This window comes from Haloarcula taiwanensis (assembly GCA_002844335.1).
GTDB classification, from domain to species: domain Archaea; phylum Halobacteriota; class Halobacteria; order Halobacteriales; family Haloarculaceae; genus Haloarcula; species Haloarcula taiwanensis.
This window is the reverse complement of record CP019154.1, coordinates 1,401,805-1,417,167: the sequence shown is the minus strand read 5'-3', so window position 1 is coordinate 1,417,167 and position 15,363 is coordinate 1,401,805. Positions and strand designations below refer to the sequence as shown.

Genomic DNA, 15,363 nt, shown 5'->3' with positions numbered 1-15,363 from the left:
TGTGAGGACAAAAGCTACAGCTGAATAAAAACCTTGGCTATAGCTCTCTGCCGTGCCAATCAGCCGGTTCCGGTCCCAGGTCAGGCCAGTCGCAGTGAGTCCGCGAGCGCCATGACACCCTCCTCAGAGCGAAGCCGGCGCTGTCGCTCTGCGCCGCTTTCGCGGTCATACAGCTCCCACAAACCATCGATATCAAGTCGGTCACTCTCGATTTCGACCAGTTCTTCGACAGAGCGTGTGGTCGAAAGATCGCGCGACAGCAGGTCCGCGGACTGGCCGTGACGGATCGCGCGCCACTTGTTCTCGTCGAGGAACTCTCGGCGGAGTTGTCGGCCGGATTCGCCGTCCTCGTAGCGCTCAGCGAGGTCGACGACGAGTTCGTGGACGTACTCGACGAAGGCAAGCACGCGGTCCGGATCGGCCTGCCCGTCCGGCGCACGCACTTCGACGGTGCCGTGGCCGGAGTGGGGTCGCACGTCGAACCAAAGTTCGCCCCGGTCGTCGATACTGCCCGTTTCGAGCATCCGCCGCTCGTACGCCTCGAAGGCGTCGTAATCGTCGAACGCCGTCGGCATCCCAGTGTTGGGCAGGGCCTCAAAGATCTTTCCGCGAGCGGACTGCAACCCGGTGTCGAAGCCGTTCCAGTACGGGGAGTTGGCCGACAGCGCGAGCATCAGCGGGAGATGCCAGCGGAGTTCGTTCGCCACCCACACGGCCTTATCGGCGTCGTCGACACCGACGTGGACGTGCAGGCCCGCGGTCGTGTTGCGGTGCTGTGGATACTGGATGCGGTCCAGCTGTGACTTGTAGCGTGGCTTCTCGGCGTGTTCGAGTTCGCGCCACTTCGCCAGCGGATGCAGGCCCGCGGCGGCGACCCCGAACCCGTTCGCGTCGGCGTGGCCGACCAGCGCATCCCGGACCGACCGGAGGTGGTCACCGGCGTCCGCCGGGTCGTCGATACGCGGTGTTTGTGTCTCGATAACGCACTTGAACAGTTCGTGATCGAGCCGGCCGTCGAGAACCGCTGGCGGCTCCGTTTCGTAGACGAGCTCGTCCGTGCCAGACGTCGGGCGACCGAACTCGTCGACGACGTAGAACTCTTCCTCGATGCCGAGCGTCCCCATCCGGGTAAAATGCTCGGCAGAACCCGTCGCGTCCATTACTCAGCACATCGGAATCGACCCGGTAAAGCCTTCCGTCCCTGCCCGCACAGCCCGCATAACTGGTCCGCGCGTGAAGTAAGTCGCGTGAGCAGAAGGGACCGAATCAGTCCTCGCGGGGCCGGGCAACGATACCGAGGTGATCCTCGTGATACGGGTCCAGACGCGCCGTCTCAAGCAGTTCGTACTCGGCGCTGAGTTCCTCGCGGACGCTGTCGAACACAGTGTCGGGGTCGGCGGTCACGTCCTCGCTCCGGGCCTTGATCGCCGCGAGGAGCCGGCCGTTGTCGCCGAGGAACCGCTTGTTGAGCGCCGCCACCCGGGCCTGCCCTCGTGTCGCCACGTCCTGCACGACGACATCGACCGGTTCGACGACGTGGGCGTAGCTCCCGGGCTTGCGGGCGTCCTTGAGCAGCGGGAAGAGGTTCGGACGGCTCTCCGCGGCGTCGAGCAGTTCCCGAACCGGCCGAGGGGCGAACTCGACGGCGTAAGTCGGGCCACAGAAGTCGGCGACGTGGCTCACCGTTGTCCCGGCCGCCGCACCGAGATACAGCACCGTCTCGCCGCCGTCGAGGCCGGTGTCCATTCCCTGTTCGAGCATCGCGCCGAGCTTCGAGCGGTGGGGGTCCCACCGCCGCCAGTCGCCGTCGGTCCGCTCGCCGTACACCGGCTGTCCCTGTGTGGCGAGGCTCGCCTCGCCGCCGAAGTCGTGGCGTTCGACGCCGTTTGGCAGCGTCATTCGTCGTCTCCCTCCTCGGCTCGTGCCTGAATCCGTTCGATTCGGTCGTCGAGTTCCGCCTGCAGGTCCGGCCGGCGGTCGCCGCTGTAGTGGTCGATACGGGCGGCAATCGAGAGCTTCCCGGCGAGTGCTCGCGCGGCCGACCCGCGGTCCTCCCGGCGAGTTCCGCGCACGTACTCGTGGGTGAAGATGACGCCGTGTTTCGGCGACGGTGCGTTCCCCTTGAGGTGGGCAAAGAGCGCGTCTTCCGCCCCGAGAACCTGCACCGTCCCGCTCGGTTTCTTCGCCAGCGCTTCGAGGCCGCCGGCCAGTGAAATGAGCCGGGCCGCCAGCACTGGTCCGGCCAGCATCGAGAGGTTCGGCGCAACGGCGGGCGCGGTCCGCTCGATGTACGCCCGAAGCGAGTCCGCCTCGTCGGCCAGCCCGGCCGTCTGCTCGGCGAGCGCTCGAAGTGCCGTGTCGCCCTCGTCCTCGTCCTCCCGGTCGGCCAGTGAGCGGGCGTACTCGACGCCGCTTCCGCTGTCGCCGTATCGGCTTCCGCCCCATTCAGCGACCCGTTCGGAGAGTTCATTCGCCGTGCGTTCGCAGTCGGCCATCGCCCGCACCGCGTGGACAAGCTGCTGGTCGTCGGCGCCCTCCTGTTCGGCGACCGCCGCGCTGGTGGCCGCCATCGTCACCTCGTGCAGCCGGTCGTAGTAGGCCGCTTCATCGTCTGCGAACCCCGCCGCGATGGCCTGTTGTGGCCAGTCTTCCGGCGTGTCGGCTCGCCCGGCCGCTATCTGTTCGACAGCGGCCGCGTCGTCGTCCGGGTCCAGCCCGGCGAACCACCCGTTGCTCATAGCCGTGTGTGCACGCCGGATGCGAAAAAGTGACCCGGTTAGCGTCTGCGAACCGTGCTCAGTCCCGTTCCGCCCTCAGCGCATTCCTGGCGGCGGCCCGCGGTCCCGCGGGTCGTCGTCGCCGTCCTCTTCTTCGAGGTCGATACCGGCCTCCTTGCGTCGGCGAATCACCGCCTGTAGCTGCCGGTAGTAGTACAGCGTTCCCACGACGCCGATGACGATGGCGATGGCCGACAGGCCGCCGAACAGCCACAGGTCACGGTCGAGGTAGTACCGGACGATAATCTGGTCGGCGGTCACCTCGTCCCAGCGGATGACCTGCTGGCCGTCGACGGTCTCGGACTCGTAGCCACCCGGGCTAATCCGTGAGAGGAACGGTATCCCGGCCCCAGTGTTGGGCGGGAGTACGACCGTGTACGATCCGTCTTCGACGAGGGTCGGGGAGGCGAAGCGCTTGCCGGTCCGCCCAACTGAGTACCCCACTTTTCCGGAGACGTTCCCGGAGAGATTGACAGTCGTTCGCTGGCGGGTTTCCGAGGCGCTCAGCGAGGAGTTGGCGGCGCTAACGACAGTTCCGTTCTCGTACCGGAACCGAAGCGCACTGATGGGGACGCTCCGCTCGCGCCCGAGGCTGTCGACGGTGTACACGTCGAACGTCGTCTCGTTTTCGACGGCGTAGACGGCGGTGTATTTCGACTCCTCGATGACGATGGTCCCGTCTGCCGAGGTGTTCCAGTCGTAGCTCGCGTTCTCGTTCAGCCGCTCCGGGTCGACCTCTTCGGAGCCGAAGAAGCCGGTACAGCCCGAGAGGGCGACCAGTGCGAGAACGGCGACCAGCAGGAGGTGGCGGCGTTTCATGGCTCGAAAGTCAGGGCACGATTGCCAGCAGCTCCGACGGCATGTACTGCCCGATGTCGGCGAGCAGTCCCGGCGGGTCGGTGTCCGGGTTACAGACGATGCTCTGTTCCAGCAGGCCGATGCGTTCGACGGTGACGATGTCCTGTGCGTGGCCGGCGCGGTTGACCGTGGCGCGCGCCTCCGAGCGGGTGACGCTGTTGGCGTTGATGCGGCCGTTGCCGCGGGTCCACTCGTAGAGGCGATCCTGTTCGACTTCGGCGAGACGCGGCGGGTCGCCGGCGACGAACCGGAGCGGCAGGTGCTGGACCAGTCCGAACCGCTTTCGGATCTGGGTCGGCGTCCCCTGGCCGAGACCGAGCTGCTCAGCCGGAATCCGGACCGTCTGGCCGAAGCCGACATCGAGAACGAAGCCGTCCTCGTCCCACGAGTCGAGCGTTCCGACGTACGTCTCCCCGTCCTCGTGGTCGGCGACCAGCTCGCCGAACTCCTCGCGGAGGAGGTTTCGCGCAACGGTTTCGTCGGGGCCGTCGACAGTCACCGACGGGAACTCGTCGTCCCGGAGGCCGATGTCGTATTCCACGTCGAGGTCGCCGAGTTCGTTGCCGACCATCGAGCGCAGTCCGTCGAGCGTACGGTCCCGGGCGTCGCCGGCGACGTACACTTTTGTACCGAGAACGACCATCAGGCTTCCACGTCCACGTCGGCGTTCAGCTCGTCTCTGAGCTCCTCGATGCGGTTCTCCATCGCGGTGACGAGACGGGTGTTCTCCATCGTTTCGACCTGATTGCCACACTCGGGACACTCGAAGCCGAACTCCATCGCCTCGCCGAATTCGAAGCGGATGCCACAGTGCTCACAGAGGTAGAACTCGTTTTCCCGCTCGTACTCGCGGCGCTCTTCGAGGCCGTCGAGCAGGCGGTGCATCTCCTCTTGCAGTTGCTCGGGAATCTTCTCGTACTGGAACGTCCAGAGGTACGTGAGCCATCCGGAGTCCTCGTCTCGGAGCCGACGATAGGTCGCGAGGTCGTTCTCGTAGAGAATAAACAGCGCTCTGCGCACGTCGTTCAGTTCGAGCCCGAGCTCTTCGGCCAGTTCCTCGTCGGTCACTTCGCCGTCCGGCGGCGCGGCGGCGACCGGCATCCCTTTCGGTCCGACCAGCTCGTGGAGGTACTTCTGTATGACGGGGTCCTCCAAGAGTTCCTCAAAAGCCATTACCCGCACATCCGGGAGTCACGTGGTTAAAACCATCGGGTCGTCCTCTCTTGAACGCCGACACGGGACGGGACCGTGCTGCTGGCACGGAGCGCTCTCGAGCCCGATGTTCAGCAACAGCGGCGGTGAGCAGTGTTTTCCGCTACCGTTTGAAACGGTATCCAACAGCGCCGCCCCGCTATTCGATTCGCTCGACCGGAGTCCGGCAGGAGGAGCACGTCTCTTTGTCGATAGCGACGAAGACGGAGTCACAGGACGGACACTCGTAGAGATTCGATTCGGGTTCGCCGGTCGAATCTGCACCGTCGTCGCCGGCAGAGCTAGCCTGAATGCGTTTATTACTCACCGTGCCTGCCTGTAGTCCGTTATCCGACTGCTCCTTCCCACCCGAGAGTACATCTGATACGGATTTTTTGATTTTATCTAACATCGCGTGTTGCTGCCGAATAGTAGTCAGTTGGATTACTTTAACAGCTATGGTTTTCAAACCACGGACAGTTTCGGGTCGCCTGCTTCATCGGTGACCGGTCATAGGTCCTCAAGCGGCCGCGGCGACGCCTGCTTGTACTCGATGACATCGAACCCGTCGTACGACTCTCGGGACAGTTCTGTCCACTCTGAACCCATATCCGGGAAATACCGGTCGCCCTCGTTGCGTTCGTGGATGCGGCTGAGGAAAACCCGGCTGGCGAACGGGAGAAACAGGTCGTACACCGCCTCGCCGCCGATGACGTACGTGATAGGCGGCGAGTCACCTGCGCCAGCGCTGTCGCCGGCGAACGCTTCGGTCGTACCGGCGCGGGCGGCTGCTTCGACGGCTATCTGGGGCGTCGTGGCGTACTCGACTGTCTCCGCATTGGCACTCCGGCTGTCGTCGCTCGTCAGGACGACGGTGTAGCAGTCCGGGATGGGCTTCATCGAATCGAACGTCCGCCGGCCGAGGATGATAGGGTGGCCGGCGATACGGGCCTTGTACTGGCGCACGTCCTCGGGATAGTGCCAGGGGACGCCGCCATCCAGACCGATAACGTTGTTCTCGTCGGCGGCGACCACAAGGACCAGTTCTGTGTCGGGTATTGTCGTCATTTGTATCCCAGTGCCTCCAGTCGCTCGTCGAGGTCCCCGGCAAACTGCGTGTCGGACGCATCCTCGAACTCGGTGTAGCCGTCGAGCGGCGTTGCAATATCCACGTCCGCGTACCGGTCGCTGTCGAAGTGGTTCCGGACGATGGCGGCATCGATATCGGTATCCTCGGCTGTGCCGCCACAGCCTTTGATGATGGATTCGTGGGCACTGTCGCCCCACGCCGCCCGTTTTCGCACTTCGTCGCCGGGCCGGTCGTGATAGACCAGCCTGGCGTGTTTTGCGAACGGGGTGGCGTCCCCACAGACCCGTTCGGCCTCCTCGCGCATCGCCGGACCGATAGGGGACTGGGACGCGACGACGGTCCCGTTCGGCGAGGCGAACGCCGGGCCGTCGGCGTTGCCGTCGCCGAGCGCCATCGCGCGGACGGCGTCGGGGAATCGGCTGAGCGTCGCCAGGTCGGTGACGCGGTGTCCCTCACGCTGGCCGGGGGCACGGACGATGAGCGGGACGTGGTACATCGTGTCGTGGGTCCCGATGCGATGGCTGACCGCCGGCGGCTCCGCAGGAATCGCCGTCGGCTCGCCGAACCCCTCGCCGTGGTCGCCGGCGAAGACGACCAGCGTGTCGTCGAGGACACCCTGCTCCTCTAGTCCACGGATCAGACTCTCGAAGATGGCGTCTGCCTGCCGGACTGCGCCGTCGTATATCTGTTCGAGAATGCCGGCAAAGCCAAGCGAGAGGGTCCCCGAGAGGAACTCCCAGTGCCACTTGAATCCCATCGACTCCTGCATGTCGCGGGAGCGCTCGTCGCTCCACTCGTCGTACTCGGCGAGCGGTTCGTACGGGCGGTGGGTGTCCATCAGATTGATACAGGCGGCCCAGTCGCCCTCCCGCTCAGAGATCCACTCTAGCGTCCGATCGGCGTACCAGAAGCCGTTGGGCCAGTCGCCCAGCGAGCCGTTGGTCTCGTACGCCGAATCGTACTCTTCGGGCGAGCCGACAGCCGTCTGGAACACCTCGTCGAGGCCCGACTCGTGGTCGGTCAGGAACGGGTTATCGGAGAACAATCCCGTGTCATAGCCCGCATCGGCCAGTTCCTCGAAGATCGTGTGGCCGGCGTCGAGTCTAGCGGTGTGGTCGACGCCGTGTTCGTGGGTTTCGTGGCCCGTGAACAGACTGACGTGGCTGGGGACGGTCCAGTTGCTCGGGCTGCGAGCCTGCGTGTACACCGTTGCTTCCTCGGCGAAGGCGTCGAGGAAGGGCGTCGTCTCACGGCGATAGCCCAGCACGGAGGTGCTCCGAGCGCGGAGACTGTCAGCGACGACGAGCAACACGTTGTGACGCGACATCTGAGCCACAGTTAGCGTCGAGCGATAAAAGGCCCGCGGCACAACTGCGTGGGTATCACTCTTCGTCCGGGTCGACGACCCGCTTGCCGGTTTCCTGCGGGACGACCACCCTGTCGGGGTTCTCCCAGTCGCGGTCCAGCTCCCGGCCTTCGAACAGGCGGTCGAGGAAGACAGCTAGCGAGGCGACCTCGGAGTGTGGCTGATTGGTGACGCCGACGTTCCAGTCGGCGTGTTCGTACACCTCGAAGGGGACTTTCTCCGCGCCGACGACGACCAGCAGCGGCTCCTCGGCGTGGGCCGCGCGAACGTCGCCTTCCACGTCCTGGACCGGCTCGCCGTACATCGTCAGATGGACGACGCGCCCCTCGAAGTCGCGGATGAGTCGCTTTGGCTCCTCCGTCGAAGCCACGTCGAAGGGGCCGCCGAACCGGTCGGTGATGTCAATGACGGTGTCGGCCTGGTTGCGGGCAGCGTTGGCCAGCACGACCTTGTCTGCCCCGAGCGCGCGTGCGGTGAGTCCGACGTGGGTCGTCATCCGCTCGTCCCGACCGGGGCGGTGGCCCAGCCGAAGTACCGTCACTTGCGGGGAGTCCTTCATCCGTCGCTCCGTGCCGCTTCGATAGCGTCCCGGACCGGTTCGTAAGCAATCTCGCTCCACTCGACCTGCTCGTCGTTGACGAACACGGCTGGTGTTCCCTGGACGCCGCGGTCGATACCGGCCTCGCGGTCACCGGAGACCGTCGGGCGGTACAGCTCCCCCGTCGCAGCCGCTCGAACGGTCTCGCCGTCGACGTCCAGTCCCTCCGTCAGGTCGGCGTAGGTGTCCGGCCCCAGCTGGTTCTGGTTTGCGAACAGACGCTTGGAGTAGGTGAAGAAGGCCTCGTCGCCGACGTTGTCCTGTACGGCACGCGCGGCGCTTGCGGCCTGCCACGATACTTCCTCGTCGACCGGTATCGGGAAGTCATGGAACTCGTACCGGACGGCTCCAGCAGTGAGGTAGTCGTCTTGAACTTTAGGGAAGACGGACTCCGAGTAGGTCGCGCAGTGCGGACAGGCGTAATCCTCGTACACAGCGACCGTAACGTCAGCTTCAGGGTCGCCTGCAACCGGCGTCGAGAGCGGTTGGCCCGGCGCGGGGGTCGGCGTCTCCGTTCCGGCCGACTCGGAACCGCCACCGACACACCCGGCCAGCGCGCCGAGAGCGACAGTCGTCGCCGAGAGGAAGCCGCGGCGAGTGAATCGAGTCATAGCCGACTCTCACAGGGGAAGCTATAAAACGACGTTGTCATCCGGTACGGGGCTACCGACTCCACTGGAATCGGCCGCGACCGCAACGTTTTACCTCGCATACGTAACATCGCAACTATGGACGTATCAGAGAAGCGAATAGTCGTCACCGGCGGGGCAGGCTTTATCGGGTCGCATCTGGTGGAGCGCCTCGTTCCGGACAACGACGTAGTGGTCGTCGACAACGAAGCGAACGGACAATCCGAGTGGGTCCACGGGGACGCAACCTATCTAGACGGTGACCTTACCGACCCCGATGTCGTCGCTGAGGCTATCACGAGCGACGTCGACCTCGTTGTCCACCTCGCGGCGTCGAAACTGGTGGATACGGACACCCCCCGCCGGCAGTTCGAGGACAACAGCGACATCACGTACAACATCCTCGAACGAATGCAGGACGCTGGCGTCGGGAATCTGGTGTTTACGTCGTCCTCCACGGTATACGGCGAGGCGCCGCGACCGACACCGGAAGATTACGCGCCGCTTGAGCCGATCAGCGTCTACGGCGCGGCGAAACTCGCCGAGGAGTCACTCGTCTCGACGTACGCCCACAGCCACGACATCCAGTCGTGGGTGTTCCGGTTCGCCAATATCGTCGGGCCACGCCTGCGGGGGGCGGTCATTCCCGACTTCATCGAGAAACTCTCCGAGGACCCGTCGACGCTGACGATTCTCGGTGACGGCCGCCAGGAGAAATCTTACATGCACATCTCTGAGTGTCTCGACGCGATGCTGTTTGCCGTCGAACACGCTGACAGGGACCACAACGTGTTCAATCTCGGCACGCGGACGACTACCTCGGTCGACCGCATCGCCAGCATCGTCGCCGACGAGATGGATATCGACCCCGAGTACGAGTACACCGGCGGCGACCGCGGCTGGACCGGCGACGTGCCGCGGATGCGCCTCTCCATCGATAAGCTCTCCGCGCTCGGCTGGGAACCCGAACAGTCGAGCGACGACGCGGTGCGGCAGTCGACCCGCGAACTGCTCGAAGAACTCTGAGCGCGGCTCAGGCCGGATACGTACCGTTCAGTTGTGCCTTTTCGACGACGTGGCCGCTAGCCGCGTCGTATACGTCATCTTTGTCTGCCGCCGGAGAGAGGTCGAGCGTCGTATCTAGCGCGTACAGGAGGAACCGATAGGTATGTTCTCGGTCGGGCGGACTCGGACCGCCCCAGCCAACCTCGCCGAAGTCGTTCTGTCCCTCTGTTGCCTCGGCAGGCTCCCATCCTTCCGGAATCCGGCCGATATCTGGCGGGATGTTCCAGACGAGCCAGTGGTCCCACACCTTCCCGGCCGGCTCCTCCGCGTCCGGGTCGTCGACAATGAGGAGGAGCGACGAGGCGTTCGACGGGACAGTCTCGACCTCCAGCGGGGGATTCGTGTTCGCTGCCGAGTAGCCGTGTTCCTCGGGAATGCGCTCGCCGTCGTCGAACGCCGGACTTCGGAGCTGTAGATTTGCCATGTCTGAAGATATGACAGACAACGATAAAAACATCGTCCCGGCAGCCATTTGCGGCTCCGCGCCGAACCGCCGGACGTGCAGGTCGTGGGCTATCGCGCGCGGGTCGACGAACACGCCGCGCTCCTGTTGGCCGAGGACGGGAGCGTGATTACTGAGCGGCTGGACCCGGACACCGAACTCTCATACACACTCGGCGAGCGACACTGCGCCGGCGCGGTCGACGGCGACCGACATTTTCACTGTGACAACGACCCCGCGCCATACTGCCCGGAACACACCGACATCTGGCCGTGTGCTCGCTGTACCGGGGACTGCAACAAACCGCTCGACACTTGCGACGAGGAACACGCGGTGTATCTGGCGGCGTTCGCGCCCGATGTTATCAAGGTCGGCGTCACCCGCTCCTGGCGGCTGGAAACCCGGCTCCGCGAGCAGGGAGCAGACAAGGCCGCCCACCTCCGGACCGTCGCCGACGGCCGTATCGCCCGACAGGTCGAAGCCGACATCGCCGCCGAACTGGGGGACCGGGTCAGAGTGCCCACCAAAATATCGGGCTTCGACCAGTCCGTCGACACCGACTGGTGGGCGTCGCTGTGTGAGCGCTACGACCCGCTGGCGACCTACGACTTCGAGTACGGTCTGACTCTGTCGGACCGACCGATGGATGAAATCCTGGCGACGGGGACCGTCCGAGGGACGAAAGGACGAGTCGCCGTGCTTGCGAACAACGGCAGCGTCTACGCCGTGGACCTCCGCCAGCTCGTTGGCTACGAACTCTCAGACGGCGGGACCGACCGGGACCTTCAGTCGAGCCTCGGCGCGTTCGGGTAACGGTGGAGACTGACGTCGCTGTGTTCCGAATCTGACAGTGCAGAAGACATTTAAAGGCGGCTGTTGGCCATTCGTCTGTGCGACGTGAAACCCTCCTGACCGGTGGCATGGTCGTGGTCGTCCTGGCCATGCTCATCGGTGCAACAGCGGTCCCCGGCGCGCTCTCCGAACCCGAGGACAACGTTCGCGAGAGCTACCTCGACCTCCGCGAGACGACCATCGAACCGGCGTCGGTCGACGGCCAGACTGTGACGCTCTCTCTAGACGCCCGACTCTCACATCGCGGCGGGCCGGCCGAGAACGTCACTGTCGAGACGCGGGCCATAGATGCGGACACCGGCCTCGTCGCGACGACCACGCGGCAGTCAGTCGGCACAATCGAAGGGGAACGAGAAGTATCGGTGCGGTCAAACATTACAGTCGAGCGGGCGGGCGGCTATCGGATCGACACAATCGTCTACGAGGACGGTAACCGCGTCGAGACCGGTCAGCGGTCGGTCCAGAACGTCGACGCACTCACTCCGGCGTACGCTCGCAGTACCGTGACCTTCCAGCGGTTCGAGAACGCCGGCGTCCCGCTGGACTCCATCACCTATCGGATTGACAGCGTCTCGAACAACCAGACGACGCTGAACGTCTCGGTGTACGTCACGAACGCCGGCAACAATCCGTCTGATGACCTCTCGCTGCGCCTCCGGGCGCGGCAGGCTGACTCGAACGTCATCGCAGACGAGTCGACCGTGCGGGTCGGTCAGATTCGGCCCGGCCGAACGGAGATCATCAGAACGCAACTGACGGTGCCTGACGACTACAACTACTGGCTTGACGGGATGCTGCTCTCGGACGGCGTCATCGTCGGGACGGAAAGTTCTCCGGCGAACCTCCATCCGACGGAGCGGCTGCAGGAGAACGAAACCAGACAACAGATCGGCTTCCAGTCCAGCGATTTCGAGCAGGACCGCCCCGAAGACCGGGAGATGGAAGAGCCACAGCAGACTGCGGCCGGAGAAGGTCCCGGCTTCACGGCGGTGCTCGGACTGATTGCAGTCCTCGCAAGCGGCCTCCTCATCGCACGGAGACAGACCAATGAGTGACACCTCCACCACCGACGCAGTGGCACAGGACACCGGCGACGCTGTTGACGAACCGGACGACGACACCGGACCGGCAATAGCAATCTACGCACAGTGGGCAGTATTCGCTATCCTCACGCTCGTGGCGCTCATCGCGACGCTCCAGTTCTACTTCTCCGCGTCGTCGGCGATTGATACGTTCGTCACCGACAGGTATCGACCGCTGTTCAGGGCGGGGTTCAACCTCGTCGTCATCCTCGCCTGTGGGCTGGGGCTCTCGGTGCTAGTCCGACGGCTCGCCTGAGACGGGCTGTCGCTGGCTATATCAGGCACTCTCGACCGTCTTTTCAGCAGCCCAAGGTTTCGGAACCCCGTCAGAGAAACGTCGAACGGTATGCGCACGACCCGACGACCTCCTGGCCGGACGCCAGCGTGACTCGGTTCATCTCCAACTTCGCGAACCAGTCACCTGAATACGGTGAGATTCTCCGGACCAGCGTCCTTCGCTAACCGCCTGTACCGCAGCCTGCCTTCGGACGGCAACCCTTTTCAGCGGCCCAACCAAAGCCGGGCGTATGGCAGACGATGAACCTGAGAACGCTGACGAATCGGCGGATGCGACCGAGGACGGCGGCGAGGAGAAGTCCTTCCGCGAGCGGGTCGAAGAGATCCGACAGCAGCGCGCCGAGGAGCGCGAAGAAGGCGAGGGCGACGGCGAAGAGATGAGCCGCGAAGAGCGCATGGAAGAGATGATGGGCGGTGGCGGCGGCCCCGGCGGCATGGGCGGCGGCAACCCGTTCGCGCAGATGATGGGCGGCATGATGGGCGGCGGCCCCGGCGGCCCCGGTCCGGGCGGTCCCGGCGGCATGGGCGGCGGCCCGCCAGGGCAGCACGAGGAATCGGGCGGCAGCGACAACGAGGAGCTCACGCGCGAGATGCGAAAGCTCCGGGACGAAGTCCACGACATGCGACGGTCGCTTGACCGTATCGCCGACGCGCTCGAAGACTAACGGAACGCAGTTTGCGACGGTTTTGCGAACGGTATCGAGCAGTTGCGGGGCGGCGAGGCCCTTCGAACGGGTGCCAACGACACCCCAGACGGACGCTTCCCCAGTCGCTACGAATCACAAAACGAGACGCCGGTAATCTCGAAGCGTGCGCCACCATCGGCACTGTCTCGAACGCTGAGCTCCCAGCCGTGTGCCGAGGCGACCTGCCGGGCGATACTGAGCCCGAACCCAGTTCCCTCCGAGCTCGTCGAGTAGCCGGCTTCGAACACTGTCTCTCGCTCGTCTTCGGAGATACCGGGGCCGTCGTCGGCGACGTAGAACCCGTCGTCCAATGCCCCGACCCGCACGGTCACATCCGTTCCGGCGTGTTCGACCGCATTCCGAACGAGATTTTCGAACAACTGCTTCAGACGGCTCTCGTTTGCCAGCACGGTCCGGTCGATATCGGTGATGAGTGTCGCATCGGCCGTTTCGACAGTCTTCCAGCAGTTTTCGGCGAGCGATGCGAGCGCGACCGGTTCGCGGTCGGTGACGGTATCACCGTCCTGTGCCAGCGTGAGCAGATCAGTTAGCAGCGTGTCCATCCGCTCGTGTGCTCGCTCGACAGCGGCCAGATGCTCACTCTCACACTGCTCGCGTGCGAGTTGCAGTCGGCCTTGGGCGACGTTCAGCGGATTCCGTAGGTCGTGTGAGACGACGCTGGTGAACGATTCGAGCCGGTCGTTGTGCTGTTCGAGAGCCCGTTCGCGGTCACGTAACTGTTCGGTCCCTTCGACCTGCTTGAGCGCGCTGGTGACGTGTCCGGCGAGAATCTCCCCGAGGACGACGTCCCGCTGGTCGAACGCCGCGGCCGTCTCCGAGCCGGCCAGCAGGATGCCATGCTCGCCAAGCGGAAGATACAGTTCGCTTTTGATCGGCGTGTCCGGGTTGTAGATGTCCGGGTCAGCATGGACGTCGTCGACGGCGAGAGCATCGCCGGACTCGTAGACGCGCCATGCAATGCTATCCCCGGGCGTAAAGGTCGGCAACTCGTCTATCAGCTCATATATCGCGTCGGATGCGGCGACCGGTTCGAGAGTCCGTGCGTCCTCGTCGTAGAGGTGAATCGTGTTCGCTTCGAGCCCCAGGACAGTGCGCGCCGTTTCGACGCCGATCTCGGCCACCGTTTCGCGGGTGTCAGCCCGGAGTAGGTCTTGGACCGACTCACTGAGTGCTCTGAGGCGGTGTTCGTGTTCTTTCCGCTCGGTGATATCCTGTTGGAACCCGACGTAATTGACGACCGCTCCGTCATCGTCACGCACGGGTGCGATAGTCACCTGATTCCAGAACAGGGTCCCGTCTTTCCGGTAGTTCCGGAGTTCGACCGACACAGACTCGTCCGCTTCAATGGCCGCACGCATTGCGTCGACCGGCTCGGACTCTGTCGCCTCGCCCTGCAGGAACCGGCAGTTTCGGCCGAGTACCTCCGACTCTGTGTAGCCGGTCAGTTCCAGAAACCGGCGGTTGGTGTAGATTATCGGAGTCCCTTCTTGTTCGAGACCGGTGATCACGATACCGATGGGTGCCTCGTCCATCGCACGTTTGATTCGGGACAGCTCCTGCTCGTCGCCCTGTCTTTCAGAGAGGTCCCGGACTGTACAGACCAGCTCGCCGTGGTCGGTCATCGCGAGCACGTGGTCCTCGGTGAATGTGCTCCCGTCAGCACGGAGTCCCATCGTCGTCCCGGTCCAGTAGCCGTTTTCTTCGACAGTCGGAAGGATGTCCTCGTAGATGCGCGGGATGTCCTCATCCCGGTACAGCAGTTCCCAGTGCTCCCCCCGCATCTCCTCGGGCTCGTAGCCGTAGAGGTCCGCGTACGCTTCGTTGACAAAGATGAACCGCCCGTCCTCGTCAAGGATGCTGATCCCCTCCTTTGCGCTCTCGATGGCGTCAAGCTGGCGGTTGCGCTCTCGCTTGACTCGCTGGGACTCCACAGCGTTCGTGATTCTGTTTGCCAGCACCGTGTACTGGTCCGTGCCGCTCTCTTTCTGCAAATAATCGGTGACACCAGCCGAGATAGCGTCGCTTGCGATTTCCTCCGACCCTTTGCCAGTGTAGAGAATGAACGGAAGCGACCTGTACTCCTCGCGAACGGCTTCGAGGAACTGGATGCCGTTCCGCTCGGGCATATCGTAGTCAGAGACGACACAGTCGATGTCGGTGTCGGCCAGAGTTTCCAGCCCCGCCGTGGCACTCGTCGCAGTCTGGACGTCTATCCGGTCGTCCTCGCGTTCGAGAAACGTTGCCGTCATGTCGGCAAACCCCGGCTCATCGTCGACGTGAAGAATACGGATAGGGTCAGCAATATGCGTCATAGGTTTGGGTAGTTGTCACACAGTATAGGTCGCTGACTTAAAAGACCGTCTCTGGAATCGGACGCTGACACATCCACACTATTACCGGTCGACGTGT

The 15,363-nt window shown here is 64.1% G+C and carries 18 protein-coding genes; 5 read left to right on the top strand and 13 right to left on the bottom strand.

Annotated features, from left to right (window positions below; genetic code table 11):
* Window positions 1–80: 80 nt before the first annotated feature.
* From BVU17_07310 to BVU17_07260, 11 genes are all read right to left on the bottom strand, one after another.
* On the bottom strand, window positions 81–1,160 hold the full coding sequence (locus BVU17_07310) for a carboxylate--amine ligase (GenBank protein AUG47339.1): 1,080 nt from the start codon (window positions 1,158–1,160) through the stop codon (window positions 81–83).
* A 106-nt stretch (window positions 1,161–1,266) separates the two neighbouring features.
* A complete protein-coding gene (locus tag BVU17_07305) occupies window positions 1,267–1,899 on the bottom strand; it encodes a fibrillin (protein AUG47338.1) in 633 nt (210 codons plus the stop codon).
* Window positions 1,896–2,738, bottom strand: a complete 843-nt coding sequence (locus BVU17_07300; protein ID AUG47337.1) for a nucleolar — start codon at window positions 2,736–2,738, stop codon at window positions 1,896–1,898. Before BVU17_07300 ends, BVU17_07305 begins: the two co-directional genes overlap by 4 nt.
* Before the next feature lie 75 nt (window positions 2,739–2,813).
* Window positions 2,814–3,596: a hypothetical protein gene (locus BVU17_07295; GenBank protein AUG47336.1), complete on the bottom strand. Its 783-nt coding sequence runs from the start codon at window positions 3,594–3,596 to the stop codon at window positions 2,814–2,816.
* Between the two features lie 10 nt (window positions 3,597–3,606).
* Window positions 3,607–4,278, bottom strand: a complete 672-nt coding sequence (locus tag BVU17_07290) for a hypothetical protein (protein ID AUG47335.1) — start codon at window positions 4,276–4,278, stop codon at window positions 3,607–3,609.
* Entirely contained in the window at window positions 4,278–4,808 is a 531-nt protein-coding gene (locus BVU17_07285; GenBank protein AUG47334.1) for a transcription factor E, read from the bottom strand. The genes BVU17_07290 and BVU17_07285 overlap by 1 nt, the downstream gene beginning before the upstream one ends.
* A gap of 178 nt (window positions 4,809–4,986) precedes the next feature.
* Complete coding sequence (locus BVU17_07280) at window positions 4,987–5,238, bottom strand: hypothetical protein (protein ID AUG47333.1); 252 nt, start codon at window positions 5,236–5,238, stop codon at window positions 4,987–4,989.
* Window positions 5,239–5,336: 98 nt separating this feature from the next.
* Entirely contained in the window at window positions 5,337–5,894 is a 558-nt protein-coding gene (locus BVU17_07275; protein ID AUG47332.1) for a dihydrofolate reductase, read from the bottom strand.
* The gene (locus BVU17_07270; protein AUG47331.1) at window positions 5,891–7,243 is read right to left on the bottom strand and encodes a sulfatase; all 1,353 of its coding nucleotides are present in this window, start codon (window positions 7,241–7,243) and stop codon (window positions 5,891–5,893) included. The genes BVU17_07275 and BVU17_07270 overlap by 4 nt, the downstream gene beginning before the upstream one ends.
* Window positions 7,244–7,298: 55 nt before the next feature.
* Window positions 7,299–7,841, bottom strand: a complete 543-nt coding sequence (locus BVU17_07265; protein AUG47330.1) for a tRNA (cytidine(56)-2'-O)-methyltransferase — start codon at window positions 7,839–7,841, stop codon at window positions 7,299–7,301.
* A complete protein-coding gene (locus BVU17_07260; GenBank protein AUG47329.1) occupies window positions 7,838–8,491 on the bottom strand; it encodes a disulfide bond formation protein DsbA in 654 nt (217 codons plus the stop codon). The genes BVU17_07265 and BVU17_07260 overlap by 4 nt, the downstream gene beginning before the upstream one ends.
* Window positions 8,492–8,608: 117 nt before the next feature.
* Between BVU17_07260 and BVU17_07255 the strand changes: the two genes are divergently transcribed.
* Window positions 8,609–9,535, top strand: a complete 927-nt coding sequence (locus tag BVU17_07255) for a UDP-glucose 4-epimerase (GenBank protein AUG47328.1) — start codon at window positions 8,609–8,611, stop codon at window positions 9,533–9,535.
* A 7-nt stretch (window positions 9,536–9,542) separates the two neighbouring features.
* Here the strand turns inward: BVU17_07255 and BVU17_07250 are convergent, their stop codons facing one another.
* Window positions 9,543–9,998 carry a phospholipid-binding protein gene (locus tag BVU17_07250; GenBank protein AUG47327.1) on the bottom strand — a complete coding sequence of 152 codons (456 nt, stop codon included), beginning with the start codon at window positions 9,996–9,998 and terminating at the stop codon, window positions 9,543–9,545.
* Between the two features lie 75 nt (window positions 9,999–10,073).
* On the opposite strand from BVU17_07250, the gene BVU17_07245 reads away from it, so the two are divergent.
* The 4 genes from BVU17_07245 to BVU17_07230 all read left to right on the top strand — a co-directional run bounded on the left by BVU17_07245 (window position 10,074) and on the right by BVU17_07230 (window position 12,912).
* A complete protein-coding gene (locus BVU17_07245; GenBank protein ID AUG48858.1) occupies window positions 10,074–10,829 on the top strand; it encodes a hypothetical protein in 756 nt (251 codons plus the stop codon).
* Between the two features lie 77 nt (window positions 10,830–10,906).
* Entirely contained in the window at window positions 10,907–11,923 is a 1,017-nt protein-coding gene (locus tag BVU17_07240; protein AUG47326.1) for a PGF-CTERM sorting domain-containing protein, read from the top strand.
* Window positions 11,916–12,206, top strand: coding sequence for a hypothetical protein (locus BVU17_07235; GenBank protein AUG47325.1), 291 nt, complete (start codon window positions 11,916–11,918; stop codon window positions 12,204–12,206). The genes BVU17_07240 and BVU17_07235 overlap by 8 nt, the downstream gene beginning before the upstream one ends.
* A gap of 271 nt (window positions 12,207–12,477) precedes the next feature.
* On the top strand, window positions 12,478–12,912 hold the full coding sequence (locus tag BVU17_07230) for a hypothetical protein (protein AUG47324.1): 435 nt from the start codon (window positions 12,478–12,480) through the stop codon (window positions 12,910–12,912).
* Window positions 12,913–13,019: 107 nt separating this feature from the next.
* On the opposite strand, the gene BVU17_07225 is transcribed toward BVU17_07230, so the two are convergent.
* Window positions 13,020–15,266 (bottom strand): two-component system sensor histidine kinase/response regulator, encoded by a 2,247-nt coding sequence (locus tag BVU17_07225; protein ID AUG47323.1) that lies wholly within the window; start codon window positions 15,264–15,266, stop codon window positions 13,020–13,022.
* Between the last annotated feature and the right edge of the window lie 97 nt (window positions 15,267–15,363).

Excerpts from the sequence above, each read along its gene's own strand:
- BVU17_07275 (AUG47332.1), bottom strand. The coding sequence starts at position 5,894 with ATGACGACAATACCCGACACAGAACTGGTCCTTGTGGTCGCCGCCGAC.
- BVU17_07225 (AUG47323.1), bottom strand. The coding sequence starts at position 15,266 with ATGACGCATATTGCTGACCCTATCCGTATTCTTCACGTCGACGATGAG.
- BVU17_07295 (AUG47336.1), bottom strand. The coding sequence starts at position 3,596 with ATGAAACGCCGCCACCTCCTGCTGGTCGCCGTTCTCGCACTGGTCGCC.
- BVU17_07290 (AUG47335.1), bottom strand. The coding sequence starts at position 4,278 with ATGGTCGTTCTCGGTACAAAAGTGTACGTCGCCGGCGACGCCCGGGAC.
- BVU17_07255 (AUG47328.1), top strand. The coding sequence starts at position 8,609 with ATGGACGTATCAGAGAAGCGAATAGTCGTCACCGGCGGGGCAGGCTTT.
- BVU17_07235 (AUG47325.1), top strand. The coding sequence starts at position 11,916 with ATGAGTGACACCTCCACCACCGACGCAGTGGCACAGGACACCGGCGAC.
- BVU17_07310 (AUG47339.1), bottom strand. The coding sequence starts at position 1,160 with ATGGACGCGACGGGTTCTGCCGAGCATTTTACCCGGATGGGGACGCTC.
- BVU17_07305 (AUG47338.1), bottom strand. The coding sequence starts at position 1,899 with ATGACGCTGCCAAACGGCGTCGAACGCCACGACTTCGGCGGCGAGGCG.
- BVU17_07285 (AUG47334.1), bottom strand. The coding sequence starts at position 4,808 with ATGGCTTTTGAGGAACTCTTGGAGGACCCCGTCATACAGAAGTACCTC.
- BVU17_07260 (AUG47329.1), bottom strand. The coding sequence starts at position 8,491 with ATGACTCGATTCACTCGCCGCGGCTTCCTCTCGGCGACGACTGTCGCT.
- BVU17_07280 (AUG47333.1), bottom strand. The coding sequence starts at position 5,238 with ATGTTAGATAAAATCAAAAAATCCGTATCAGATGTACTCTCGGGTGGG.
- BVU17_07270 (AUG47331.1), bottom strand. The coding sequence starts at position 7,243 with ATGTCGCGTCACAACGTGTTGCTCGTCGTCGCTGACAGTCTCCGCGCT.
- BVU17_07300 (AUG47337.1), bottom strand. The coding sequence starts at position 2,738 with ATGAGCAACGGGTGGTTCGCCGGGCTGGACCCGGACGACGACGCGGCC.
- BVU17_07265 (AUG47330.1), bottom strand. The coding sequence starts at position 7,841 with ATGAAGGACTCCCCGCAAGTGACGGTACTTCGGCTGGGCCACCGCCCC.
- BVU17_07230 (AUG47324.1), top strand. The coding sequence starts at position 12,478 with ATGGCAGACGATGAACCTGAGAACGCTGACGAATCGGCGGATGCGACC.
- BVU17_07250 (AUG47327.1), bottom strand. The coding sequence starts at position 9,998 with ATGGCAAATCTACAGCTCCGAAGTCCGGCGTTCGACGACGGCGAGCGC.